Annotated in this window: 24 protein-coding genes; 11 read left to right on the top strand and 13 right to left on the bottom strand. The window is 53.6% G+C overall.

Annotated elements, in window-relative coordinates; translation table 11 throughout:
* The first annotated feature begins 8 nt into the window (after nucleotides 1–8).
* The 3 genes from rpsI to sspB all read left to right on the top strand — a co-directional run bounded on the left by rpsI (nucleotide 9) and on the right by sspB (nucleotide 1,863).
* Nucleotides 9–401, top strand: coding sequence for a 30S ribosomal protein S9 (rpsI, locus tag KTJ90_RS17260; protein ID WP_008925401.1), 393 nt, complete (start codon nucleotides 9–11; stop codon nucleotides 399–401).
* A 331-nt stretch (nucleotides 402–732) separates the two neighbouring features.
* Nucleotides 733–1,374 carry a stringent starvation protein SspA gene (gene sspA, locus KTJ90_RS17255; protein ID WP_003851135.1) on the top strand — a complete coding sequence of 214 codons (642 nt, stop codon included), beginning with the start codon at nucleotides 733–735 and terminating at the stop codon, nucleotides 1,372–1,374.
* Between the two features lie 3 nt (nucleotides 1,375–1,377).
* Nucleotides 1,378–1,863: a ClpXP protease specificity-enhancing factor gene (sspB, locus tag KTJ90_RS17250; RefSeq protein WP_003851133.1), complete on the top strand. Its 486-nt coding sequence runs from the start codon at nucleotides 1,378–1,380 to the stop codon at nucleotides 1,861–1,863.
* 113 nt (nucleotides 1,864–1,976) lie between these two features.
* On the opposite strand, the gene KTJ90_RS17245 is transcribed toward sspB, so the two are convergent.
* Nucleotides 1,977–3,734 (bottom strand): sulfite reductase subunit alpha, encoded by a 1,758-nt coding sequence (locus KTJ90_RS17245; protein WP_008925402.1) that lies wholly within the window; start codon nucleotides 3,732–3,734, stop codon nucleotides 1,977–1,979.
* 185 nt (nucleotides 3,735–3,919) lie between these two features.
* Entirely contained in the window at nucleotides 3,920–9,451 is a 5,532-nt protein-coding gene (locus KTJ90_RS17240; RefSeq protein WP_499025566.1) for a glutamate synthase family protein, read from the bottom strand.
* A gap of 889 nt (nucleotides 9,452–10,340) precedes the next feature.
* Between KTJ90_RS17240 and arcB the strand changes: the two genes are divergently transcribed.
* Complete coding sequence (gene arcB / locus KTJ90_RS17235; protein WP_003851122.1) at nucleotides 10,341–12,674, top strand: aerobic respiration two-component sensor histidine kinase ArcB; 2,334 nt, start codon at nucleotides 10,341–10,343, stop codon at nucleotides 12,672–12,674.
* 887 nt (nucleotides 12,675–13,561) lie between these two features.
* Nucleotides 13,562–14,281 carry a monofunctional biosynthetic peptidoglycan transglycosylase gene (mtgA, locus tag KTJ90_RS17230; RefSeq protein ID WP_283543861.1) on the top strand — a complete coding sequence of 240 codons (720 nt, stop codon included), beginning with the start codon at nucleotides 13,562–13,564 and terminating at the stop codon, nucleotides 14,279–14,281.
* A 3-nt stretch (nucleotides 14,282–14,284) separates the two neighbouring features.
* On the opposite strand, the gene npr is transcribed toward mtgA, so the two are convergent.
* The 11 genes from npr to KTJ90_RS17175 form a co-directional block, all read right to left on the bottom strand.
* Nucleotides 14,285–14,557, bottom strand: a complete 273-nt coding sequence (gene npr / locus KTJ90_RS17225) for a PTS phosphocarrier protein NPr (RefSeq protein WP_003851116.1) — start codon at nucleotides 14,555–14,557, stop codon at nucleotides 14,285–14,287.
* On the bottom strand, nucleotides 14,554–15,408 hold the full coding sequence (gene rapZ, locus KTJ90_RS17220) for an RNase adapter RapZ (RefSeq protein WP_003851114.1): 855 nt from the start codon (nucleotides 15,406–15,408) through the stop codon (nucleotides 14,554–14,556). Before rapZ ends, npr begins: the two co-directional genes overlap by 4 nt.
* A 47-nt stretch (nucleotides 15,409–15,455) precedes the next feature.
* Nucleotides 15,456–15,935 carry a PTS IIA-like nitrogen regulatory protein PtsN gene (ptsN, locus tag KTJ90_RS17215; RefSeq protein ID WP_008925405.1) on the bottom strand — a complete coding sequence of 160 codons (480 nt, stop codon included), beginning with the start codon at nucleotides 15,933–15,935 and terminating at the stop codon, nucleotides 15,456–15,458.
* A gap of 152 nt (nucleotides 15,936–16,087) precedes the next feature.
* Nucleotides 16,088–16,375 (bottom strand): ribosome hibernation promoting factor, encoded by a 288-nt coding sequence (gene hpf / locus KTJ90_RS17210; RefSeq protein ID WP_003851111.1) that lies wholly within the window; start codon nucleotides 16,373–16,375, stop codon nucleotides 16,088–16,090.
* A 21-nt stretch (nucleotides 16,376–16,396) separates the two neighbouring features.
* Entirely contained in the window at nucleotides 16,397–17,830 is a 1,434-nt protein-coding gene (rpoN, locus tag KTJ90_RS17205; protein ID WP_008925406.1) for an RNA polymerase factor sigma-54, read from the bottom strand.
* Nucleotides 17,831–17,878: 48 nt separating this feature from the next.
* Nucleotides 17,879–18,604 carry an LPS export ABC transporter ATP-binding protein gene (gene lptB / locus KTJ90_RS17200; protein ID WP_003851107.1) on the bottom strand — a complete coding sequence of 242 codons (726 nt, stop codon included), beginning with the start codon at nucleotides 18,602–18,604 and terminating at the stop codon, nucleotides 17,879–17,881.
* A gap of 5 nt (nucleotides 18,605–18,609) precedes the next feature.
* Nucleotides 18,610–19,161 (bottom strand): lipopolysaccharide transport periplasmic protein LptA, encoded by a 552-nt coding sequence (gene lptA / locus KTJ90_RS17195; protein WP_499025562.1) that lies wholly within the window; start codon nucleotides 19,159–19,161, stop codon nucleotides 18,610–18,612.
* Nucleotides 19,136–19,708, bottom strand: coding sequence for an LPS export ABC transporter periplasmic protein LptC (lptC, locus tag KTJ90_RS17190; RefSeq protein WP_008925408.1), 573 nt, complete (start codon nucleotides 19,706–19,708; stop codon nucleotides 19,136–19,138). Before lptC ends, lptA begins: the two co-directional genes overlap by 26 nt.
* Nucleotides 19,705–20,271 carry a 3-deoxy-manno-octulosonate-8-phosphatase KdsC gene (kdsC, locus tag KTJ90_RS17185; protein ID WP_003851104.1) on the bottom strand — a complete coding sequence of 189 codons (567 nt, stop codon included), beginning with the start codon at nucleotides 20,269–20,271 and terminating at the stop codon, nucleotides 19,705–19,707. Before kdsC ends, lptC begins: the two co-directional genes overlap by 4 nt.
* 13 nt (nucleotides 20,272–20,284) lie before the next feature.
* Nucleotides 20,285–21,268 (bottom strand): arabinose-5-phosphate isomerase KdsD, encoded by a 984-nt coding sequence (gene kdsD / locus KTJ90_RS17180; protein WP_003851102.1) that lies wholly within the window; start codon nucleotides 21,266–21,268, stop codon nucleotides 20,285–20,287.
* Between the two features lie 16 nt (nucleotides 21,269–21,284).
* Nucleotides 21,285–22,265 carry a calcium/sodium antiporter gene (locus tag KTJ90_RS17175; protein WP_003851100.1) on the bottom strand — a complete coding sequence of 327 codons (981 nt, stop codon included), beginning with the start codon at nucleotides 22,263–22,265 and terminating at the stop codon, nucleotides 21,285–21,287.
* Between KTJ90_RS17175 and KTJ90_RS17170 the strand changes: the two genes are divergently transcribed.
* From KTJ90_RS17170 to mlaB, 6 genes are read left to right on the top strand one after another with little or no spacing between them, the layout of a single operon-like run.
* Entirely contained in the window at nucleotides 22,264–22,521 is a 258-nt protein-coding gene (locus KTJ90_RS17170) for a hypothetical protein (protein WP_128755139.1), read from the top strand. The genes KTJ90_RS17175 and KTJ90_RS17170 overlap by 2 nt on opposite strands.
* The gene (gene mlaF, locus KTJ90_RS17165) at nucleotides 22,493–23,308 is read left to right on the top strand and encodes a phospholipid ABC transporter ATP-binding protein MlaF (RefSeq protein WP_008925409.1); all 816 of its coding nucleotides are present in this window, start codon (nucleotides 22,493–22,495) and stop codon (nucleotides 23,306–23,308) included. The genes KTJ90_RS17170 and mlaF overlap by 29 nt, the downstream gene beginning before the upstream one ends.
* Before the next feature lie 4 nt (nucleotides 23,309–23,312).
* Nucleotides 23,313–24,095, top strand: coding sequence for a lipid asymmetry maintenance ABC transporter permease subunit MlaE (gene mlaE / locus KTJ90_RS17160; protein ID WP_078804847.1), 783 nt, complete (start codon nucleotides 23,313–23,315; stop codon nucleotides 24,093–24,095).
* Nucleotides 24,096–24,099: 4 nt separating this feature from the next.
* Nucleotides 24,100–24,645, top strand: coding sequence for an outer membrane lipid asymmetry maintenance protein MlaD (mlaD, locus tag KTJ90_RS17155; RefSeq protein ID WP_008925411.1), 546 nt, complete (start codon nucleotides 24,100–24,102; stop codon nucleotides 24,643–24,645).
* 15 nt (nucleotides 24,646–24,660) lie between these two features.
* A complete protein-coding gene (mlaC, locus tag KTJ90_RS17150) occupies nucleotides 24,661–25,296 on the top strand; it encodes a phospholipid-binding protein MlaC (protein WP_008925412.1) in 636 nt (211 codons plus the stop codon).
* A complete protein-coding gene (gene mlaB, locus KTJ90_RS17145) occupies nucleotides 25,296–25,601 on the top strand; it encodes a lipid asymmetry maintenance protein MlaB (protein ID WP_008925413.1) in 306 nt (101 codons plus the stop codon). Before mlaC ends, mlaB begins: the two co-directional genes overlap by 1 nt.
* The last annotated feature ends 35 nt before the right edge of the window (nucleotides 25,602–25,636 follow it).

Here is a 25,636-nt window from a genome sequence, read left to right as displayed (position 1 = left end):
TAAAGGCAATGGCTGAAACTCAAAACTACGGCACTGGTCGCCGCAAAAGCTCTACCGCTCGCGTATTCATTAAGCCGGGTAGCGGTAACATCGTAATTAACCAACGTTCTCTGGAACAGTACTTCGGTCGCGAAACTGCCCGCATGGTAGTTCGTCAGCCGCTTGAGCTGCTGGACCTGGTTGGTAAATTCGATCTGTATGTCACTGTTAAAGGTGGCGGTATTTCTGGTCAGGCTGGTGCGATCCGTCACGGTATCACCCGCGCTCTGATGGAATACGACGAATCACTGCGTGGCGAACTGCGTAAAGCAGGCTTCGTTACTCGTGATGCGCGTCAGGTTGAACGTAAGAAAGTCGGCCTGCGTAAAGCACGTCGTCGTCCTCAGTTCTCCAAGCGTTAATTGTTTGCAGCTCCGGCTGCGACAATTGGCTCAAAAAACCCGCTTCGGCGGGTTTTTTATTTGCTGCCGTCCCCTCAACTCCCGGCGAAAACCGTAACGTCGCGCTCAATTTACCTGCAAACATTCATTCCACGCCCACAAGTAGCCTAAAATCTGGTAAACTCTGTGTCACTTTGCGCCCGCAGGCCGGTGCGTTATGCGCCTTCCCACTGTCGGGGCGTCAGTATCTACGGCGCGGCTAACCAGGTTGCGTGCGAGTTCGATAAGCAAGTGAGTCGCCGTGTGGTTGGCTATTTGCAGTATCTTTTTGTGAACAAACTTGGAGGTTTTCATGGCTGTCGCTGCCAACAAACGTTCGGTAATGACGCTGTTTTCTGGTCCTACTGACATTTTCAGCCATCAGGTACGTATCGTCCTGGCGGAGAAGGGTGTCAGCGTAGAGATCGAGCAGGTCGAAATGGATAACCTGCCGCAGGATCTGATTGACCTCAATCCGTATCGCACGGTACCGACGCTGGTAGATCGTGAGCTGACGCTGTATGAATCACGCATCATCATGGAATACTTAGATGAGCGCTTCCCGCATCCGCCACTGATGCCGGTTTATCCGGTTGCCCGTGGTGATAGCCGCCTGATGATGCATCGCATCGAGCAGGACTGGTATAGCCTGATGCGGAAAGTCGAGAACAGCACGGGTCAGGAAGCTGAAGCAGCACGCAAGCAACTGCGTGAAGAGCTGCTGGCTATCGCACCCCTGTTTGGTCGTACTCCTTACTTCATGAGCGAAGAGTTCAGTCTGGTCGATTGCTACCTGGCACCGCTGTTATGGCGTTTGCCGTCAATGGGCATCGATTTGATTGGCTCAGGTTCAAAAGAGCTGAAAGGCTACATGAACCGCGTATTTGAGCGTGACTCTTTCCTTGCTTCATTAACTGAAGCTGAACGTGAAATGCGCCTGCAAGCCCGGGCTTAACGTATGGAAATGTCGCAACTTACTGCACGTCGTCCCTACCTGCTTCGCGCCTTCTATGACTGGTTGCTCGACAATCAGCTGACGCCGCACCTCGTGGTCGATATTAATCTGCCCGGTGTGCAGGTGCCGCTGGAGTATGCGCGTGATGGTCAGATTGTCCTGAACATCGCGCCACGCGCGGTGGGTAACCTTGATTTGGCGAATGATCAGGTGTCGTTCAATGCGCGCTTTGGTGGTGTTCCTCGCCAGGTTAATGTGCCGATGGCGGCGATTCTGGCAATCTACGCGCGTGAAAACGGTGCCGGGACGATGTTTGAGCCTGAACCTGCTTACGAGCTGGGTACGCAGGAGACGTCAGAGGGTCAGGAAGAGACCATGATGTCCGTGATTGATGGCGATCGTCCTGACGATGCCCGCGATGACGAGACACCGCCTGACGACGATCCACCGCCTCGTGGCGGACGCCCTTCACTCCGTGTAGTGAAATAGCCGTGAATACCCGTCCATCCGACGGGTATTTTTTTGCCTGTTATTCATAAAAAAGAGATAAAAAAAATCCGGCTGCCTGCGCAAGCCGGATTTCTTTCAGCACACCTTTGCTATCAGTAGACGTCGCGCAGGTAGCGTTTCTCTTTCTTCAGCTGATCCACGTAGTCTGCAGCGCGCTCGGTGGAGAGCCCACCAAACTGGCGAACCACTTCATACAGCGCGTTATCCACATCCTTCGCCATGCGCGATGCATCGCCGCAGACGTAGAAGTAAGCCCCTTCCTGCAGCCAGGCATAGAGTTCTGCACCCTGCTCAAGCATCCGGCTCTGCACGTAGATCTTCTTCTCCTGATCGCGTGAGAACGCCAGATCCAGGCGGGTCAGCAAGCCATTATCCCGCCAGGCAAGTAATTCATCCTGATAGATAAAGTCATGTTCCTGATGCTGATCGCCGAAGAACAGCCAGTTTTTTCCCTGCGCGCCGGTTGCCTGACGCTCCTGCAGGAAGGCCCGGAATGGGGCGATGCCGGTACCGGGTCCCACCATGATCAGCGGTGCGCTGTTGTTAGCCGGCACGCGGAACGATTTATTGGGTGAAATAAAGATGGCGGGTTTCTCGCCACGACGCACACGCTCGGCCAGATAGGTGGAGCAGACGCCACCGCGATTACGGCCGCCGCTGTGATAACGCACTGAGGCAACAGTCAGATGCACCTGGTTAGGATGGGCTTTAGAACTGGACGAAATGGAGTAAGCACGATGCTGCAACGGACGCAGCAGAGCGACGAATTCAGGCACCGCCAGCGAGCGCGTCAGTTCAAGCTGCAGCAGGTCGAGCGTATCTTTGCCCCACAGCCACACGCCCAGCGCATCTTTATCATCATGCTGTAACACATGACGCAGTTCCTGGTTGGTGGTGTTCTGTCCGACCCATTCGATCAACTTGCGCGACGGCTCCGAAATCTCAAACTGGTAGGTCAGCAGGTCGCCGAGGCTGCGGTCGAAGCCGGGCACCGGTGTCTGGTAATCAGCATTAAGCTGAGTCAGGAGCAGGCTGACCAGCGACGGTTCATTGACCGGAATCACGCCCAGCGCATCGCCCGCTTCATACTTCAGACCGCTGTCCGACAGGTCGAATTCGAAATGACGGATATCTTTTGCTGACTGCTCGCCTGACAAACGCTTGTTGGTGATCAGTGCGGCGGCATACGGATTCGATTTATTGCTGCCAGGAATCACAGGCGCTTCAGGTGCACTCTCCAGCACGGTGCCGCTGCTGCCCGCGCTGGCAGCAAACTGTGGCATTGAGCTGTTCAGCCATTCGCTGGAAGGCTCTTCATAATCAATATCACAATCGATACGATCAACCACGCGTTTCGCGCCCAGCTGCTCAAGGCGCATATCAATGAACTTGCCCGCCTGACAGAAGCCGTCGTAACCGGTATCGCCAATCGCCAGCACGGCAAAATGCATCTGCTCCAGACGCGGTGCGGTACTGGCAGAAATCGCATCCCAGAATAGCTGTGCGTTGTCCGGCATTTCCCCTTCGCCATAGGTCGAGGTAACAATCAGCACATGGCGCATGGTGGCGAACACATCAAGATCGACATCGCCCAGCGCCTGAACCACCGGAACCAGCCCTTTCGCGCGGGCAGATTTTGCTGCGGTCTGCGCCAGCGCTTCGGCATTGCCGGTCTGCGAGCCATACAGAATGTGCAGTTGCGTGGTCGCGGCTGCACCCGTACCTGCGGCAGGTTGCTGTTTGTCTTCTAACACCAGCAAACGGGAGTGAAGCCCCGCAAGAAAGCCAGCCAGCCAGTACTTCTGATCGCCATTAAAAGGTGCATCTTCTGGAATATAAGGAATTTTCATGGGTACGTTTACTCAATCCCGTTCTCGCCCGATATCAGTGGCGTTGTCCGGTGTGACAGCCGTTCCGCTTTCCCGTGCCGCAGATTTTGCAGCAGGGGAGAGCGGTTCGGCATCTGTCCGGTACAACGATTAATCCGGGCAATGATCAATTAATAATATTCAGTTCAGCCTGATCAGTATCACTGTCAGGAGAGTTTACCCACCGCAGCGGCGATTTCCGGCAATGCCGCACGTGCAAACAGCTCTTCAAAGTCAGGCAGATGACCCAGCACTTCCCGGTTACAGGCATCCTGATACATGATCCAGCCGTAGGTTGCCAGGCTGTCCATGGAGCGGATATTACGTTGCGTCAGCGCCGCTTTGTAATCTGACATGCGTTTGGTCCCAATCAGACTCGCCAGTTCGTCATCGCTGTAACTCTCGATGGCGGAACGTGCATGACGCTGCAGCTTACTGACCAGCGAAAAGTCTTCCGTCATCAGCAGATTACGCACCGCTTTTTCTACCGCCGGATCTTCAACCGGCGTGCCTTTCGGCAATTTTGCCAGTGCCAGTTGCTGGGCAAAGCTCAGCACGGTGTAGTTGTTCAGCAGGACAAACATCTCCTGCGTATCGGTCGCGCCATAGGCTGGTACGGCACCGTTGGCGATGGTTTTACCCTGACGCCACGCGGCTTTAAACTTGGCAACCTGATGGCCTGCCAGCGCCGTTGATAGCTCTTCGAGCAGATCTTTACGGCTCTTGGCTTTCAGGATCTCACCGCCATCCTGATAGAGCAGCAGCGAACGTGGCATCACATAAACAAAGTGATGACACTCTGTTTCCCAGTTTTCCAGCAGCCAGGCAGCACGTGGCGATTTTGTTGCCTCAAGATGCCAGTTGAGCATGGTCAGTACCGCCTGCTTGTGCACCTGCGCCATCTCATCCTGATCGGCAATGGAGCCAAACCGCACAGAGTCCCCGGCAGCGTGGCTTGCCAGCGATCCATAGGGATCGTACTGGTAGGCAAAGCCGCCACTCATGCCGTTGCCAAATCCTTTACCAAAGGTGCCCAGGTTTAGAATGGCGCCGTTGGTCATATATTCACAGCAGAAGTCACCCACGCCTTCAACGACGGCCGTTGCACCTGAGTTACGCACCGCGAAGCGGTCACCGGCCTGGCCCTGTACGAACAGACGTCCGCCAGTTGCACCGAACAGCGCAAAGTTACCAATCAGCACGTTGCCATCGGCATCCTGCGCGCCGCCACCCGGCGACATCACAATCAGTTCGCCGCCACACTGTCCTTTGCCGACACCGTCATTACAGGTGCCATAGTGTGCCAGCTGCATGCCATCGTTGCAGAATGCGCCAAATGACTGGCCGGCAGAGCCGGTTGTGGAAATTTTTACGCTCTCAGGCGCCAGATAGCGGCGACCGCGATCGTCAGTCATGACAGCAGGCATCAGGTTTAACTGCTCCGCGCTCAACTGATGGTTCAGCATGCGTTCGATATCGATAGCCAGCTGACCACCGACACTTTTGTTGCGGTTATTCAGCACGATGCCATCGCCCAGTGCGACGTCAGGATTTCCCTGCTCCACCAGCGACAGTTTCAGCTGCTCAATCCAGCCATCATCCAGTTCAAAATCTTTTTCCAGATAAACCGGCTTGTCGATTTTCAGTTCAGGCACCACGGTGAGCATGGCGCGTAAGTCGAGTTTGCCCACTTCCAGCGGGTGATCCATCAGGTGCAGCAGGTCAGAGCGACCGCGCGCTTCACGCAAAGAACGCAGACCCATACGTGCCAGGATCTCACGCACTTCATGCGCCACGTTGAGGAAGTACTGCGCCAGCTGACGTGGATCGCCATCAAAGGCTTCGGCATTGGTGGTTAAGCCAGCCGGGCACTTCACATTACAGTTCTTCGCCATCACGCATTTCAGCATCATCAGCGCGGTCGTGCCGAACTCGAAACTGTCGCCGCCCAGCAGGGCAGATTTCACGACATCGCTGCCGGTTTGTTGCGCGCCAGAGCAGCGCAGCAGGACTTTATCGCGCAGACCATTGGCGCACAGCGCCTGGTGGACTTCAGCGATGCCGATTTCGGCTACACGTCCAGTGTATTTCAGACTGGTGACAGACGCTGCGCCGGTACCGCCGGTGTTACCCGCCACGTTAATCACATCTGCACCGGCTTTGGCTACGCCAACCGCGATGGTGCCGATGCCTTCAGACGAGACCAGTTTGACGATAACGCGCACCCGCGCGGCTTTACAGTCGTGGATTAACTGCGCCAGATCTTCGATGGAGTAGGTGTCATGGTGTGGCGGTGGAGAAACCAGCTCAACGCCAGGCGTGCCGCCACGCGCAGCCGCAATCTCTACCGTGACTTTGGCTGCCGGTAGCTGTCCGCCTTCGCCAGGCTTCGCACCCTGACCAATTTTGATCTCCAGCTCTTCCAGCATTGGATCTGCCAGATAGGCAGCCCAGACGCCGAAACGACCGGAAGCCAGCTGTTTGATACGGGAGGCACGAATAGTGCCATGGCGGGAGTAGTGCTCACCGCCTTCGCCGCAGTTACTCATGCCGCCGACCATATTCGTGCCGTGTGCAACCGCTTCATGAGCAGGCGCAACCAGCGCACCGTGGCTCATCGCGCCGGAGGCAAAAGTACGGGTAATTTCACAGGCTGGCTGTACATCGCTCAGCGGCAGTGAGGGCAGGGTGGTGAAGATACGTGACAGATAATCAGCCGCTTTACCGTACGCGGTCACTTTCAGAGCCCCTTCAACCACTTCGCTGCTCTCAATATCATCGCCGAAGCGGAATTTCAGGGCGCGTGACAGGTTCTGCAGGCGCTCACTCTCAGGCTTCAGCCCTTCAATGGCATCGGTCAGACGCAGCATGAAGTGATTCAGGCTGCCATCCACCGCTTCACACACCATGCCGCGAATCGCAAAGCCGTTGTTGGTCAGTGAGTAGCGTCCCAGTTTGCGACGGAACTCCGCTTCGCTGTCGATGTGTGTCAAATCAGCCGGGAAGGTCAGGATGTCGCGCAGGGCCGCCGGACGACGTTTACGCTCTTCGTACATCAGGCTTGAGAACTGACGATAATCGGCAGTAATGGCAAAATTGTTGATGACGTCATCCGGGATGCGCTCGAAGCTGCTGTCTTTGAACGTTTCGGGCTTGATGCCAAACGCGTTATCCAGTTTTGCCAGCGTCATCAGGCGGATAAAGTTGTCCTCTTCGCGCGCTTTGTCGGCAAAGCGAATCGGCTCTTCAGTCATGTCGATGAAAGTACGTACGGCGATGGTGCCGTAAGAGTGCCCCGCGCCTTCTGCACGCTCTTTAAACAGGCCCAGCAATGGCACTTCAGATTCACCCTGAATCTTCAGTGCGCTCTGGTGCCAGTCTACTGCCATCGCCGCAATTGCTGCGAAGCCTGCGCCGCCCACCGGTGTTCTGATATTCGGGAAATACTTTTTCAACACCGGATCATCGGTGTTGAGGAAGTTTGGCTCAAAGAACTCGCCGCTGCTGTAGCTCTCAACGGTACAGAGACCCACTTTGCCCATGGTTTTCATCAGCGCTTTTTCAGCCGCTTTGGCATAGCGTTTAAAGGCTTTGTTGCCTTCTTCACCTTCACCAAATTTCTCCTCTGCGCGCATCTGTACGCCCAGTGGGTAGATAGCGGAAGCACCGAAACCAAGTGTGGCGGCAATGTGGTGCGAGGAGATGCTCTGGCCGCTCTCTACCACCAGAGAGACATCCAGGCGCAGGCCTTCCTGCACCAGACGCTGGTTAATGGCGGATACCACCAGCAACATCGGGATCGCCGCGTGTTTCGACGAGATGTGGCGATCGGTCAGTACGGCAATGCCACCCTGAGAGCGGGCAAAATCCACAACCTGTTGCGCCAGATCATCAATCGCTTTTTCCAGCGCATTCGCGTTAGCCGTGGTGCTCAGCAAATCTTTACCGATCACGGGCTCATAGAGCATCTCAAAGCGGGCATAAGGCGCGATTTTCTGCTCACGTAAACGCAGCATATCAAGGTGGCTGAGGATGGGGCTCGGCACCACAATCTGACGGCCTTTACTGCGGCCCAGATGCGGTTTTGCGCCCAGCGCGACGCGCAGCGTCATACCGTCCACTTCGCGGATAGAGTCCAGCGGTGGGTTGGTTACCTGAGCAAAGCGCTGAGAGAAGTAGTGCGCCATGCCGCCTTCATGATCGGATAAGCCATTAATTGCGTTGCCGTAACCCATCGCAGAGATCTTCTCTGCGCCAGTGTTCAGCATCGGGTCCATCATGAACTTGAAGCTTTCCTGGTTGTAGTAGTAGGCAACAAAGCGCTGATAGGTTTTCAGGTCGCCGCGATAACGTAACGGTGAACCCTGCTGCTCTGCCGGGATCTCAGGCAGATCGTCAAGACCGACGCGCGCTTCGTGAAGCAACGCAGAATAATCTTTCTCTGCAGCCAGTTTTTCCAGCGCCTGCAGCGTGGTGTAGCTGCGTTTTTCACGATGATCGAAATAGAGCATGCCGCCCGCTTCGATTCGGCCACGACGCAACACGCTTTCAGGTGGAAACGCGATCTGCCCGGCTTCTGACATTGCACCGATATACTCAGCCGTTTCGACTGAACGCAGTGGACGCAGGCCAAGACGGTCCAGACGAGCACCAATGACTTCGCCATTGCCAAAGATTAATGCTGCAGGGCCGTCGTTCTTCTCTTCATACAGCGAGAAATACTCCAGCATGTCGCGCACTTCTGTCGGCAGTGAACTGTCGTTTTCCCAGGCGGGCGGCATCATCGAGACAACGGCCGTGATCAGATCGAGGTTATCTTCCATCAGACGGCTGTGGATGCTCTGATCCAGACGCGAACTGTCAGACTGGCCTTTTGGCCGGACGATTTTCTTGCCACGCGCCAGCGCCAGCGCCGACTCGGCGATGCGGTTTTTGCGGTCAGTGTTCAGTTCACCGTTATGCGCCATCAGGCGGAACGGTTGTGCCATGGTGGTATGCGGATCGGTGTTAGTGGAGAAGCGGGTATGGAAGAACAGCCCGCGTACCTGATGGTCCGGATCGGTCAGATCTTTGAAGTAAGGGATCACTTCATTGGAATTCAGACGGGCTTTAAACACCTGGGTGCGTGATGACAGCGACAGCGGATAAAGACCGCCAAATTCGCTTTCGGTAAACGCACGGGCTTCAATGGTCAGCAGGGCGCGGTAGATACGTTTTTCGAAGTCGTTCTGGTCGACCACGTCCTCTGGCGCAGTGAAAATCCACTGCAAAATCGGTAGCTGAAACTGCACGGCGGCCGGGCGCGTCACGCTACTGTCGAGCGGCATGTCGCGTTTCATGATCACCGGCAGGCCAAAGCTGCTGAGTGCCTCATCCACCAGACGTTCGGCATTCGCGCGCAGCCCGGCATCTTTTGGCACGAAGAAGTTGCCGACACCAAAGCGACCCGCTTCCAGCGGCTGGCCGGTAATTTTGCGGAAGAAGTGCAGCGACAGATCAACGTTGACCCCCGCACCATCGCCGACGCCTTCCGCGGACATACCGCCGCGGTGAGGCACGGTACACAGAGCGCTGTGTGCCATCTGCAGAATCTCGTGGGTCTGCTCGCCGTCCTTACGCGTAATGAAACCTACACCACAGCTGTCACTGCCTGCTGTCGGATCATACAAGCCATAGGATTGAGGTTTTTTAGTGGACATTGAGGGTCTCCTTAAACTGCTTTGACATTACCTGCACTGATTCAGGGTCTGGGCGCACTGGGGCGCTATCATTTTCATCGCCATGCTCTGTCGAGCGCGCGTCATAGCCCTGAGCATTTCTCTCCAGACATCGGTAAAACGTCCTTAATTGAGCTGCTCTCTGATTTCCGGTCTCTTAAAGGAGATGACTTAAACCACGCGGGAGTCTTCTTGTTGCATAGATATGCCGAGACAATGGCCCGTCTGGAAAGCTTTCAGCGGATTTCCAACTTATCGGGAAAGCGTAATCAGGTCAAATGGCGTGGTCAGACGGGGTAATCAGGTGTTTAATGTATATAACTTTATGAATTAAATGGTTTTTATGGTTTAAAATGTATCACTTTGGCACCCGTCGATCGGCCGATAAATGTGAACTGACTCACTGTAGTGCAGGCATCAGATCTCTGCACCATGCTGGTGACGGGGTGTTAGACAGCATTAAATGCTGTTCAACACCGTTGATGCATAGCATGTATCTGTTTTTCTTATGTCCGACTATTTGAATGAAACAGCCATTGGTTATAAGAAAAATTAATCAGGATGAGCGTGCGTAAAACATCATTAAAGATGAATGGGTATGCATATATGAAAGGTGTGCCTGCGCAGCAGGAGTCTGCCAGGATATTGAAAAAAGGCCGGACAGAGAAATCGGTGATTCGCTGGCGGCCTTACAGATTATTCATTTGGCACAGTCAGTCAAGGGTTTTAACCGCTTTGTCCTTAACGTCGCCGATCGGCCGCGCGGATGCACCATAACAGGGCGTTTTATCCCGCTTCTCCCTGCGACGTGCTGCGACGTCAGCAGGGTAACTGCGCTATTATGAGGCTGTTTCTCATCCAGGGAGTTGTTATGAAACAAATTCGTCTGTTGGCGCAGTACTACGTTGATTTAATGGTCAAGCTGGGTTTGGTGAGGTTTTCGCTGCTGCTGGCGTCTGCGCTGGTGGTGCTGGCGATGATTGTCCAGATGGCGGTCACGATGGTGCTGCGGGGCCATGTTGAGAGTATTGACGTGGTGCGTTCGGTCTTCTTCGGGCTGCTGATTACGCCCTGGGCAGTCTATTTCCTGTCCGTCGTGGTCGATCAGCTTGAAGAGTCACGACAACGACTGGCCAGGCTGGTGGACAAGCTGGAAGAGATGCGCACACGTGATCTGGAACTCAATCAGCAGATGAAAGAGACCATTACGCAGCTGAATCAGGAGATCAGCGACCGTAAAAAGGCGGAGCTGGCTCGTGAGCAGGTGATGGACAAGTTGCGTGAAGAGGTGACGCGTCGTGAGCAGGCACAGATTGAGCTGGAGCAGCAATCTTCCTTCCTGCGCTCATTCCTGGATGCTTCGCCAGACCTGGTTTTCTATCGCAACATCGATAAACAGTTCTCCGGCTGTAACCGTGCAATGGAATTACTCACCGGCAAAAGCGAAAAGCAGCTGATCGGCCTGACCCCGCGTGATATCTACGATGATGAAGCGGCAACGAAGGTGCTTGAAACAGACGAAAAAGTGTTCCGCCACAACGTCTCGCTGACCTATGAACAGTGGCTGCAATATCCCGACGGACGCAAAGCCTGTTTCGAGATCCGTAAAGTGCCTTATTACGACCGTGTGGGTAAGCGCAGCGGGCTAATGGGTTTTGGCCGCGATATAACCGAGCGTAAGCGCTATCAGGACGCGTTAGAGAACGCCAGCCGGGAGAAGACCACCTTTATCTCTACGATCAGCCACGAGCTTCGTACGCCGCTTAATGGCATTGTTGGCCTGAGCCGTATTCTGCTGGATACCGACCTTAATCAGGAACAGCTGAAATACCTGAAAACCATCCACGTCTCTGCCATCACGCTGGGCAACATCTTTAATGATGTCATTGAGGTGGACAAAATCGAACGCCGTAAAGTGCAACTGGATAATCAGCCGCTTGATTTCACCGGCTTCCTGGCCGATTTGGAAAATCTTTCCGGCCTGCTGGCACAGCCAAAAGGGCTGAAATTTGTGCTCGCGCCGCAACTGCCACTACCGCATATGATTTCCACCGACGGGACCCGCTTGCGCCAGATTCTGTGGAACCTGATAGGTAACGCCGTGAAATTTACCCAACAGGGTGAAATTGTCGTGCGGGTCACCTATGAGCAGGACGAGACGCTGCGCTTCGAGGTGCAGGACTCCGGCATGGGGATTCGCCAGGACGAGCAGGACAAGATTTTTGCCATGTACTATCAGGTTAAAGACCAGCATGGCGGCAAACCCGCAACTGGTACCGGTATCGGGCTGGCGGTATCACGCCGACTGGCGCAGGCGATGGGCGGGGATATCCGGGTTCACAGTGCACCAGGACAAGGTTCATGCTTCACCGTTGAAATCAAAGCCCCGCGTATTGCTGAAGAGGTGGAGGACGAAGGTGTGGATGACAGCCTGCCACTGCCTGCACTGCACGTACTGTTAGTCGAAGATATTGAGCTCAACGTGATTGTGGCGCGCTCAGTACTGGAAAAGCTGGGCTGTAGCGTTGAGGTCGCCATGACCGGCAGTGAGGCGCTGGCGATGTTTGACCCGCTGGAGTTTGATCTGGTGCTGCTGGATATTCAATTGCCTGATATGACCGGGCTGGATGTCTCGCGTGCGATTCGCCAGCAGTATCAGGGAACACATCTGCCACCGCTGGTTGCACTTACCGCCAATGTTCTCAAAGACAAAAAAGAGTACTTCGACGCAGGCATGGATGACGTTCTTAGCAAACCTCTTGCGGTGCCAGCACTGACTGCGATGATTAAAAAGTACTGGGATTATCAGGCAGAAGCGGAAGAAGAAACGCTTGATGTCAGCGATGACAAAAGTCGGATGCTGCTGGATGTTGCCATGCTCGAACAGTATATCGAACTGGTCGGCCCCGGTCTGATAACCCAAAGTCTGACGATGTTTGAAAAAATGATGCCAGACTATCTTGCGGTTCTGGAATCCAATCTGATGGCCCGAGATCAGAAAGGGATTGCTGAAGAAGGCCACAAAATTAAAGGTGCGGCGGGTTCAGTAGGGCTGCAGCGTTTGCAGATGCTGGCGAAACAGATTCAGAGTCCGGAGTTACCGGCATGGTGGGACAATGTTGTTGAATGGATCGATGAGTTGAAACAGGAGTGGCGACATGATGTGCAGGTACTGCGTGACTGGGTATCAGAGCAGGAGAAGTGATATCCCGGAAAAAAATGACCCCAGCCGAGGCCGGGGTGCGCGAATACTGCGCCAACACCAGGGAAATCATTGCGACCGCTATGATATGAATAATTAATGCAGCCGCAGGGTATTGGTTAACACTGTTATCACCTTAGCAAATTCATCTTCTCGTGCGACAAGATTCATTAAAATTTGTGATATTGAGCAGCGTTTAAATACAGAAAACATTAATTTGCCAACACAGTCAAGTAAGGAATCATTTTACACGCTGTATTGATGATGTTTTGACCATATTTGCTCTTTTTCGTGTAGTTTTAAGGCTGTCGGACAGGGAGGCAGAGTCTGCGCTGCAGTAAAGTGAAGCCGCGTTAACATTCACCTCTCCAGTGTGGCTAACGCGCTGATATTGCAAGCACACAGCCTGAAATGATACGAATTATCCAAAACGATTTGGAATGATTAAAAAGAATCTAAAACTTTCTCCTTTTCCCTGCTGGACACCTGAGGCTTTAAAGGAAGCTAACAGTGCCATAATGGCCAGGAGGGAGTCAGTTAAGCGCTGTTTATTTGAGCGTTATAACGAAGATTCTGATTAAGGTTTAAACTGCATCTGATTAAGAAAAAAATAATAGTTAAATGTAGCGAATGATTCAATCCGGCGCTTATTACTCTTTATTAACTGTTTATCTGGAAAGCGCCTAAGCAAAGGTAAGCAATGGAACCGATTCCTTTTTTACGGAAGTCCTTGAACTATTTCGAACTGTTGCAGCATTTTGATGCAAAATGATTGAATAAAGTCTGGAAACTGTCGTCCCGTTTTCAGCGATAATCGTAAAAAGCCTGTGTTAGTGGCAGTGATTACATGAGTGATTGATTAACGTCTGGAACAAGTGTGGGAAGATTGCATGAACAAGCATAAAGGAAGCGTCGGACAGCGTATCAGACGGATTGTCGGTCGAATCGTATTGGTATGGCTGGGCGCATGGCTGGCAGGTATTTTACTCTTTTCATTCCTGCCGGTGCCGTTTTCAGCCGTGATGGCTGAACGACAGATTGGTGCCTGGTTACACGGTGATTTTAGTTATGTCGCCCATTCAGACTGGGTCGGCCATGACGAGATGTCGCCCTGGATGGGACTGGCGGTTATCGCCTCAGAAGATCAAAAGTTTCCTGAGCATTGGGGCTTCGATGTTGCGGCAATTGAATCTGTACTGGATAACAGTGACAGCCGGATGCGCGGGGCGTCCACGCTGTCACAACAGACGGCGAAAAATCTGTTTCTCTGGGATGGCCGCAGCTGGATCCGCAAAGGTCTGGAGGCGGGTTTGACAGTCGGGATTGAGACGGTCTGGACTAAGCGACGCATTCTGACCGTCTATCTCAATATCGCGGAGTTCGGGCCGGGTATCTTTGGCGTTGAAGCGGCTTCACAGCACTATTTCCATAAACCTGCCAGCCGGCTTACGGCAGCAGATGCTGCTTTGCTGGCGGCGGTTTTGCCCAATCCGATACGTTATCGTGCTGCTGCCCCCTCAGGTTATGTCAGAGAGCGGCAACAGTGGATACTGCGTCAGATGCGCCAGCTTGGCGGAGAAGGTTTTTTACAGCGTAACAAACTCGACTAGGCCTTAATCTTCGTCGAAACCCGCTTCAAATAGCTCAATGACCGCAGCCAGCGCCGGAACTTCCTCCGGGCCGCTGGCTTCAATTTCGATGTGTCCGCCTTTGGCTGAGTCGAGCATCAGCAGCGCAATTACGCTGCTGGCTTCAGCTTCCGTGCCCGCTTCATTGCGCAGCAACACTTCGGCATCAAAGCTCTGCACCAGCTCAAATAACTTCATTGCCGGACGGGCGTGCATGCCCAGCTTATTTTTAATTTCTACAGTTTGTCTGACGGTCATGATTTGCGCTTTTCCAGCGTACGATGGCGTGACTGTACATTCTTACCACGCGAACGGAAGTAATCCGCAAGCTGTTCAGCGATATAGACTGAGCGGTGTTTGCCACCAGTGCAGCCAATCGCTACGGTAAGATAGCTACGGTTGTTGGTTTCCAGCATCGGCAACCAGAGTTCAAGGTAGCTGCGCGTCTGGTAGATAAAGTTATGCACTTCTGTATGGCGATCAAGAAAGGCCGCCACCGGGCGATCGAGGCCAGTCATCGGCCGCAGCTTGGGATCCCAATGGGGATTGGGCAGAAAGCGCACGTCAAACACATAGTCAGCGTCAATAGGGATGCCATGTTTGAAGCCAAAGGATTCAAACACCATGGTCAGCTCACGTTCACGTTTACCCAGCAGGCGGGTACGCAGCATCTCGGCCAGCTCGTGCACTGACATCTCTGAGGTGTCGATGATGAGATCGGCCCGCGAACGCAATGGCTCCAGCAGATCGCTCTCTTCGTCAATCGCGCTCTCCAGGGACAGATTCTTGCTGGAAAGGGGATGCAGACGGCGCGTATCGCTGTAGCGACGAATCAGCGTATTACGATCGGCGTCCAGGAACAGCAGCTGAGGTGAAAATGAGTCAGGCAGGTTATTCAGCGCGGTTTCAAAAATTTCCGGAGATTCTGGCATGTTACGCACATCAATGCTGACTGCTGCCGAAATATTACGCTCCGCCAGCGAGTTAGCTAACTCGGGCAGTAGCACGACCGGCAGGTTATCAACACAGTAGAACCCCATATCTTCCAGCGCACGGAGCGCCACTGACTTCCCCGAGCCTGAACGACCGCTAACGATCATCAGCACCATGACCTTTTCTCCCGTTTTAAAACCGGCACCTGGCCGGTAAAGACGTGTTACTGCTCTGTCTGGATTTCCGTAATAATGGCGTAGAGCTCTTCATCACTTTGGGCAGCGCGCAGACGACGGCAGACCGTTTTATCTGCCAGACGTTTCGCCACCAGTGACAGGGTGTGCAGGTGTGTTTTGCACTGGTCGGCCGGGACCAGTAAAGCAAACAACAGATCGACCGGCTGGTTGTCGACGGCATCAAATGCAATCGGCTGTTCGAGGCTGATAAAAACCCCAACCGCGCGCAGCGTATCCTCTTCCAGCTTGCCGTGAGGGATTGCGATCCCATTGCCAATACCGGTACTGCCCATGCGTTCGCGGGTCAGGATCGCTTCGAAAAGCGTCTGGTGCGGCAGGTTGAGCTGCTTAGCGGCCAGTTCGCTGATGATTTCCAGCGCACGTTTTTTGCTCTGGCAGTGTACGCCGCTGCGGGTGCAGTCTGGCGAAAGCACTGTGCTCAATTCCAGTGTAAGATCGTTGTTCATTATCATTTCACTTGCGTGTTCACCAGGCCATTCGCCGCCAGCGCGTCATTACCTCTGAGACAAGCTGCGCTTACTCAGATGACAAAACGGGGCGGATTATCCGCCCCATCCTGTCGGCTCTGCGCGCCAGGCGCGCGTTGCTAGCGTGAAGATTAGTGTTTTTTCAGTTTATCTTTGTGTTTGGTCAGCTGACGGGCCAGCTTGTCGATCAGCCCATCAATTGCCGCATACATATCTTCCGCTTCCGATGTAGCGTGCAGCTCGCCACCATTCACGTGAAGTGTTGCATCAGCCACCTGAGTGACTTTCTCAACTTTCAGGACAATATAGACCTGATTGATATGTTCAAAATAGTGTTCCAGTTTGGCAAATTTCCCGTTGACGAACTCACGCAGAGGCGGTGTGATTTCAACATGTTGCCCGGTCAGGTTCAGCTGCATAGGTCTTCCTTCTCATTTCTTTCAAACCAGTTGTTTACGCTGGTTCGATGGCGGGATGGATAAAGACTCACGATATTTGGCGACGGTACGCCGTGCCACCATAATCCCCTGATCAGATAACATTGAGGTCAGTTTACTGTCGCTCAAGGGTTTGGCTGGATTTTCCGCCGAAATTAATTTTTTCACCAGCGCACGAATCGCGGTTGAGGAGGCTTCGCCTCCACCTTCCGTATTCACATGACTGGAGAAAAAGTACTTTAGTTCAAAAATGCCACGGGGACTGTGCAGATACTTCTGCGTAGTCACGCGAGAAATGGTCGATTCATGCATCTCAACAGCCTGGGCGATATCTGCCAGCACCATCGGACGCATAAATTCTTCACCCTGCTCGAAAAACGCCTGCTGTTGCTCAACAATGCAGCGCGTTACTTTCAGCAGCGTATCATTGCGGCTTTCCAGACTCTTAATCAGCCAGCGGGCTTCCTGCAGATTACTGCGGATAAACTGACTGTCGCTGTCGTTGCGCGCTGAACTGCCCATTGCCGCATAGTGCTGATTGATCTTGAGGCGTGGCAAGCTGTCGGCATTGAGTTCAACCGTCCAGCGACTGCCAACTTTACGCACCAGGACATCGGGAATGACATATTCTGGCTCGCTGGTATTGATCGACTGACCCGGACGCGGGTCCAGCGACTGAATCAGCACCATCGCTTCTTTCAGTACATCCTCTTTGAGGCGCGTCACTCGCATCAGGCTACGGAAATCGTGATTGGCCAGCAGGTCGAGATGCTCGCTGACGATCAGGCGTGCTTCTGCCAGCATCGGTGTGTCGGGCGCATATTGCGACAGCTGCACCAGCAGACAGTCACGCAGGTCGCGCGCACCAACACCCATCGGGTCAAAACGCTGGATGCGTTTCAGCACCGCCTCAACTTCATCCACTTCGAGATCATCGTTGCCGATACTGTCCAGGATCTCCTCAAGCGAAACGGTGAGATATCCGGTGTCATCGATAGCATCGACGATAGAGGTGGCAATAGCGCGATCGGTATCACTGAAAGGCGTCAATCCAACCTGCCACATCAGGTAGTCCTGCAGTGACTGTGTCGTTTCACCCTGATAAACCGGTAACTCATCATCCTGATAATCGGTGCCAGTGCCGGAAGGCGTGCCCGCCGTGTAGATCTCATCCCAGGTGGCATCCAGCGGCAGTTCATCGGGCATCTCTTTCTGCTCAAGCGCTTCGCGTGTATCCAGCGCCTCAGACTCCGGCGATTCCCTGGAGTCGATCTCTTCATGCAGATCAGTCTGCTCAAGCAGCGGATTGCTTTCGAGTGCAAGCTGTAACTCCTGCTGGAGTTCAAGCGTAGAGAGTTGCAGCAGACGAATCGCCTGTTGCAACTGTGGAGTCATTGCCAGCTGTTGGCTGAACCTGAGTTGTAGACCTTGCTTCATAGACAGGATGGTAGTTCCCAGGTAAACATCGGTATTAACGACACCTTATCAGAGTCTGAACTCTTCACCCAAATAAACCCGCTTAACCTGCTCATCCGCAAGAATTTCATTGGGTGTGCCATGCGCAATCAGGTGTCCCTGGCTGACAATATAAGCCCGCTCACAGACCGCTAAGGTTTCACGCACGTTATGGTCGGTAATCAGCACGCCGAGGCCGCTGTCACGCAGATGCTCAATGATTTTCTTGATGTCGATAACGGAGATCGGGTCAACACCGGCAAAAGGCTCATCCAGCAGGATAAATTTAGGATTAGCGGCCAGTGCGCGTGCGATCTCAACACGACGTCGCTCACCACCCGACAGCGCCTGACCCATGCTGTCGCGCAGGTGCTCGATGTGAAACTCTTCCATCAGCTCACGGGCGCGATCCTGACGTTGTTCTTCTGTCAGATCGTCACGAATCTGCAGTACCGCCATCAGGTTATCGTAGACGCTGAGGCGACGGAAAATGGAGGCCTCCTGCGGCAGATAGCCGATGCCACGACGCGCACGGGCATGCAACGGCAGGATACTGATATCTTCATCATCAATAATGATACGGCCAGCGTCACGCGGGACAATACCGACCACCATGTAAAAGGTGGTGGTCTTACCGGCGCCGTTCGGACCCAGCAGGCCGACAATCTCGCCGGACTTTACCTGCAGACTGACATCTTCTACCACGCGACGGCCTTTATATGCCTTCGCCAGGTTTTCTGCGATTAATGTGGCCATAGCTATCAGTTACTCTTCTTTCCGCTGTTGGACGAACCTTTATCCTGAAGTTGCGACGGCACCAGGACGGTAGTGACGCGCTTGTTCTGGCCCTGGCTGTAAGCCTGCATTTTCTGCTCTTTTACCAGATAGGTAATACGATCGCCTTTGATGTTGCTGTCCTGCTGCTCAATGAACGCATTGCCGGTCAGTTCAACGAAGTCGTTAGCCAGTTCGTAGTGCAGCTTTGAGGCATGGCCCTGAACCGGCTTGCCGCTGTCCTGCATCTGATAGAACGTAGCGGGGTTGCCGTAGGCATCAACGATGGTTTTCTCGCTGTCGCCACCGGGACGGGTCACCACGACTTTATCCGCCGTGATTTTGATTGAACCCTGCGTCACGATGACATTGCCGGTAAAGGTCGCGACATTGCCCTGCAAATCAAGTGCCTGATTCTGCGAGTCAATGTTGACGGGCTTATCCGAGTCACCGGTCAGGGCAAGCGCCGGAACGCTGGTTGCCAGCAACATGCTGGCCATTAAAAGCTTCAGGCTATTTTTGTTCATTTTGAATTTCATATGAGGTTTTGACCTTCTCGATTAACTCGGCGTTCTTTGTCCGTAAATTGCCGCGCATTTTCATGCCGGTGGAGTTAAAACTGCGTCCATACAATGTTACCTGATCATCAGAGGTAACATCCTGAGTGACAAGGTTGATCTGTGCGTTATCAGTTTTAATGCGCTCAAGCTGAGAATCCTGCGTCAGCGTATTCAGCTCAACATGGCCATACAGATAAAGCATACGATCTTTGGTGAGCTTTGCTTTATCGGCGCGTAACGTCCAGGTAGGGATTTTATTCTCATCATAAGTGGTCATCACCGGATTTTCGAACCAGCTCAGCTCGTCATCCGAGAAATAGGTCACTTTGTCTGAGACCAGTTTATATGACAGCGCGCCCTGCGGGTTATAAACCACAGTGTGTGAATCAGCACTGGTGTAGGTCGGCGACTGACTGTCGGGCCCGACGGGCGTGCCATTGTCATCCTGGTTAGTAAGATTCCAGCCGATCAAAACCAGTGCAATCAAGGTCAGAATCAGCGTTATCCAACGCCTGCTTTTACTCATACTGATTGCCCTTTGGCATCCTCAAATTTGTTCTGCGCCATTAATATCAGGTCACATACTTCGCGTACCGCGCCGCGTCCACCGGCGATCCGCGTGACGTAGTGGGCGCGTGGCAACAGGATCGGGTGTGCATCCGCCACTGCCACACTTAATCCCACCTTCGCCATAACCGGCCAGTCGATCAGATCGTCACCAATATAGGCGACCTGGTCGTCGGAAAGAGACAGTTTATCCAGAAGTTCACGATAGGCCAAAAGCTTATCCGATTGTCCCTGATAAAGATGACGGATGCCGAGCGTTTTGCAGCGATCTTCCATCAGACGGGCATTACGGCCGGTAATAATAGCCACTTCTACATCAGAGGTCAGCAAACACCGCACACCATAACCGTCCCGCACGTTGAATGCCTTCAGCTCTTCGCCATTATTTCCCATGTAGATCACCCCGTCGGACATCACGCCGTCGACGTCGCAGATCAGCAGACGAATGTTGCTGGCGCGTGCCATAACATCAGCGCTGACCGGGCCATAGCAGGTTTCAATCGGGGGAGTTGCCTGTTGCATTTTCTCTTCCTGTTCAGACTACGCCAGCGCGCAGCATGTCATGCATATGTACCACACCGAGCAGACGGTCGTCATCGGCCACCAGAATCGAGGTAATGTTTTTGGTCTGCATCAGGTTCAGGGCTTCAACCGCCAGCATATTTGGCCGGACGCGGATGCCACCCGGCGTCATCACTTCGCCAATGGTGGCGCGCTGAAAATCGATGCCCATATCAAAAATGCGGCGCAGGTCGCCATCGGTAAAGATGCCTTCAATTTTCATCAGACCGTCGACGATCACCGTCAGTCCCAGGTTTTTGCGCGTAATTTCCAGCAGCGCATCGCGCAGTGAAGCATCCCGCGTGACGTGCGGCAGCTCATCGCCGCTGTGCATGATATCAGCCACATGCAGCAGCAACTTGCGGCCCAGCGCACCGCCAGGATGGGAGAGGGCAAAGTCTTCCGCCGTGAATCCACGCGCTTCCAGCAGCGAAACCGCAAGCGCGTCACCCATCACCAGCGTGGCCGTCGTGCTGGAGGTGGGCGCCAGACCCAGCGGACACGCTTCCTGCGGAACATGAACACAAAGATGCACATCGGCAACCCGTCCCATCGCGCTGTCAGGCCGTCCGGTGATGCAGATCAGCGAAATATGCTGACGTTTTAACACTGGGATCAGCGCAAGAATTTCGCTGGACTCACCGCTGTTAGAGATGGCGATGACCACATCATTTTTGCTCACCATCCCCAGATCGCCATGGCTGGCTTCAGCCGGATGCACAAAAAAGGCGGGCGTGCCGGTACTGGCAAAGGTCGCCGCCATTTTTTTGCCGATATGGCCAGACTTGCCCATGCCCATGACCACTACTTTTCCCTGACAGGCATAAATGAGGGCGCAGGCGCGGGCGAAATCGTCATTGATATATTGATCGAGTTGTTCCAGTCCTTCACGCTCGATGCGCAGGACAGTTTTTCCCGCCTGCTGAAAATCAAATGCTGTTGGTTGCTGATATGACATAGTGAGTCTGTCCTTGTTAACCGTCCATAAATGCCGGCTGCATCCAGAGCAGCGTCACCCAGACGAAGAAACCACAGAGTAAAATTAAGCCTGCCGTGCGACCAACCCGACGGCGACGAAGCAGGCAAAGCAGGGCGAACAGCACGCTGACGCCCAGCATCACCCAATAATCACGGGCAAAAGCGTGATAGTCGATGCTGCCAGGATGAATCAGCGCCGGCAGGCCCAGCACGATGGCAATATTATAAATGTTGGCGCCGATCAGATTGCCGATTGCGATATCATCTTCACCTTTCAGCGCGCCAGCAATGACCGTTGCCAGCTCAGGCAGGCTGGTTCCCACGGCGATAAGCGTCAGGCCCATGACCAGTTCACTGACGCCAAAGTAGTCGGCAAAAGCGGTCGCATTATCGATCACCATCCGCGTCGACATCGGCAGTATAATCAGCGCGACGGCCAGCCAGAGAAAGGCCACTGTATTTCCGCTCTCTTCGCGAGGCAGTTCGGCCAGCTGTTCGCGGGTCAGGGTGTCGTTATTGTCCTGTTCCGCTTTCCGTGCAATGCGAATCACCACCATCAGATAAATAGCGGCTATGGCGATCAGGCCAATTCCATCCAGTCGACTAAGCTGATTGTCAAACAGCATGAATCCGCTGAGCAGGGTAACCAGCAACATTAACGGAAGTTCGCGGCGTATCAGATTAGAATGGACGTAAAGCGGGTGCATGAGCGCAGCGGCACCGAGGATCAGTAAAATGTTGGTAATATTCGAGCCGAGCGCGGTACCCACAGCAAGATCCATCTGGCCATGCTGCGCCGCTGAAAAGGAGAGGATCATCTCGGGCAGCGAGGTGCCGATGCTGACAACGGTCATGCCGATAATCAGTGGCGGGATGCCAAAAGATCGACACAATATTGAGGCGCTAAACACCAGACGATCGGCACCATATGCCAGTAAAAGCAAACCGATAATCAGCAGTGCAGAAGCTAAGAACATGAAAAATCCTTGCGTAAAAACCCGGGCCGGCAATGCTTTTCCCGACCGGTTTAAGGTTCTGTTTGGCGAGACAGGCGCTGATTTTGACCGCCTGAACGGCAAAAGTAAATTTAATGACCATTTTCGCCAAATCTTAGCGGTAAGTTTCTGTAAAGCTATCGTGAATCAGGACCGAACAGGCTACCATCGTACCCCATGTTTACGCCCGATCCTTACAAGAGGTAATAATGATCCAGCAGCAAACGAATCTGGTTGAGGTTCGTGGCGTGAGTTTTTCGCGCGGAGATCGCACTATCTTCGACGACATTTCGCTGACCGTGCCGAAAGGGAAAGTCACGGCGATAATGGGGCCATCGGGGATAGGAAAAACCACTCTGCTACGCCTGATTGGGGGGCAACTTCAGCCAACCAGCGGTGAAATCTTTTTCCGTGGCGAAAACATTCCGTCATTGTCACGCGCTAAATTGTACGAAGCGCGCAAGAAAATGAGCATGCTGTTCCAGTCTGGTGCCCTGTTTACTGACTTAACGGTCTATGAAAATGTGGCCTGGCCGCTGCGTGAACATACCCGTCTGCCTGCACCGATTCTGCACAGCACTGTCTTAATGAAGCTGGAAGCGGTAGGCCTGCGCGGTGCTGCCCAGCTGAAACCAGCTGAGCTGTCGGGCGGGATGGCACGCCGTGTGGCACTGGCGCGTGCAATTGCGCTTGAGCCGGAGCTGATCATGTTCGACGAACCTTTTGTCGGACAGGATCCCATTACCATGGGCGTGCTGGTAAAATTAATCGACGAACTTAACCATGCTCTGGGCCTGACCTGTATTGTGGTCTCGCACGACGTACCGGAAGTACTGAGTATTGCGGACTATGCCTATATCGTGGCCGGACAAAAAATTATCGCACACGGCACCACGCCGGAACTGCGAGAGAATAATGACCCGCGCGTGCGCCAGTTTATTGATGGCCATGCGGATGGTCCGGTTCCCTTCCGTTTTCCTGCCGGCGACTATCTCGCTGATTTAACCGGCTCAGGGAGTAACTAAACAGATGGTCTTGAAGGCGCTGGCGTCATTCGGTCGTCAGGGAATTGAAACGTGCGCCAGTTTTGGACGCGCAGGATTAATGCTGTTTCACGCGCTGGTGGGAAAACCCGCGTTCCGCAGACATACGCCGCTACTGATCAAACAACTCTATAGTGTTGGCGTACTGTCGTTACTGATTATTGTGGTTTCAGGTCTGTTTATCGGCATGGTGCTCGGACTGCAGGGCTATCTGGTGCTGAACACTTATGGTGCAGAAACCAGTCTGGGTATGCTGGTGGCGCTCTCCTTGCTGCGTGAACTGGGGCCGGTTGTTACCGCGCTGCTGTTTGCCGGACGGGCAGGATCGGCACTGACGGCTGAAATCGGCCTGATGAAAGCCACTGAACAGCTCTCCAGTATGGAGATGATGGCGGTGGATCCGTTGCGCCGGGTAGTCTCGCCGCGCTTCTGGGCCGGTTTTATCAGCATGCCGCTACTGACCATGATCTTCACTGCGGTCGGTATTGCAGGCGGTGCACTGGTTGGCGTGAGCTGGAAGGGGATCGATCCCGGTTTCTTCTGGTCAGCTATGCAGAACGCGGTCGATTTCCGAACCGATATCGTTAACTGCATCATCAAAAGCGCCGTCTTTGCCGTAACGGTCACCTGGATTGCTCTTTTTAATGGCTATGACGCGATTCCCACTTCTGAAGGGATCAGTCGCGCGACAACGCGTACCGTAGTACATGCTTCACTGGCGGTGCTCGGGTTGGATTTTGTGCTGACAGCACTGATGTTTGGGAATTGATGCAATGCAAAGCAAAAAAAGCGAAATCTGGGTTGGCATTTTTATGATTATGGCGTTGATCGCCGCATTGTTTCTCTGTCTGCGCGTCGCCGATTTAAAGTCGATGGGCACAGAGCCGACGTGGAAACTCTACGCGACCTTTGACAATATCGGCGGCCTGAAAGCCAGTTCGCCGGTCAAAATTGGTGGTGTGGTCATTGGCCGGGTGACAGAAATAGCGCTTGAGCCGAAAACGCTGCTGCCGCGTGTCACCATGGAGATCAGCGATCAGTATGCGAATAAAATTTCAGATACCAGCTCGCTGGCTGTCCGTACTCAGGGCCTGCTGGGTGAGCAGTTCCTGGCGCTGAACTTAGGCTTTGACGATCCTGAGCTCGGCTCGGCGATGCTGAAAGATGGCGATACGCTGCGTGATACGAAGTCAGCCATGGTGCTCGAAGACCTGATCGGCCAGTTCCTTTATAAGAGCGGCGATAACAAACAAAAAACTGACTCCAAAGACGCGCAGGAAGGCGACAGTGCTGCGCCTGCGGCACCGGCTCAACCTTAAAGAAGAGGGTTTACCATGTTTAAACGTTTATTGATGATTGCCATGCTGGTGGTAGCGGTACCGCTGACGGCGACCGCAGCCGATCAGAGCAATCCTTACAAGCTGATGAACGAAGCGGCGCAGAAGACATTCACCCGTCTGAAAAATGAGCAGCCGAAAATCAAGCAGGATCCCAACTACCTGCGTGAGATTGTGCGTCAGGAGCTCCTGCCGTATGTGCAGATTAAATATGCAGGCGCGTTAGTGCTGGGACGCTACTATCGTGACTCAACACCTGCTCAGCGTGAAGCCTATTTCAGCGCTTTTGGTGATTATCTGGCGCAGGCGTATGGTCAGGCACTGGCACTCTATAACGGCCAGAGCTACCAGATTCAGCCCGAACAGCCGTTAGGCGACGCCCAGATTGTCGCTATTCGTGTCACCATTATTGACCCAAATGGACGTCCGCCGGTACGCCTCGATTTCCAGTGGCGTAAAAATAGCCAGAGCGGGAAATGGCAGGCTTATGACATGATCGCCGAAGGCGTCAGCATGATCACCACGAAACAAAATGAGTGGAGCGATTTGTTGCGTACCAAAGGTATTGATGGTCTGACGGCACAACTGAAGTCTTCTGCGGCACAGCCGATCACGCTGGATAAACAACAATAATGCACGAATCGTTACGCTGGGAGCGGGAAGCCAGCACGCTATTACTTAAAGGCGAACTGGATCGCGACACGCTGATGAGCCTGTGGCAGCAACGCGAGACGCTGATCAAAGATGTCGATACTATCGACGTCGCGGGGCTGGAGCGGGTGGACTCTTCCGGTCTCGCCCTGCTGGTGCACTTGCGTGAAATCGCGCGTGCACAGGGTATAACCCCATGCTTTACAGGCATCAGTGACAAACTGCGCTCGCTGATTACCCTTTACAATCTGCAACAGATTATTGTTTCTGCGGATAAAAGCGCCTGATTTCCGGTTGTTATGCTAAGCCCCTGTTTCCAGCA

The organism is Pantoea jilinensis (assembly GCF_019104105.1).
Taxonomy (GTDB): domain Bacteria; phylum Pseudomonadota; class Gammaproteobacteria; order Enterobacterales; family Enterobacteriaceae; genus Pantoea; species Pantoea eucalypti.
This window is presented reverse-complemented; position numbering and strand designations above follow the sequence as displayed.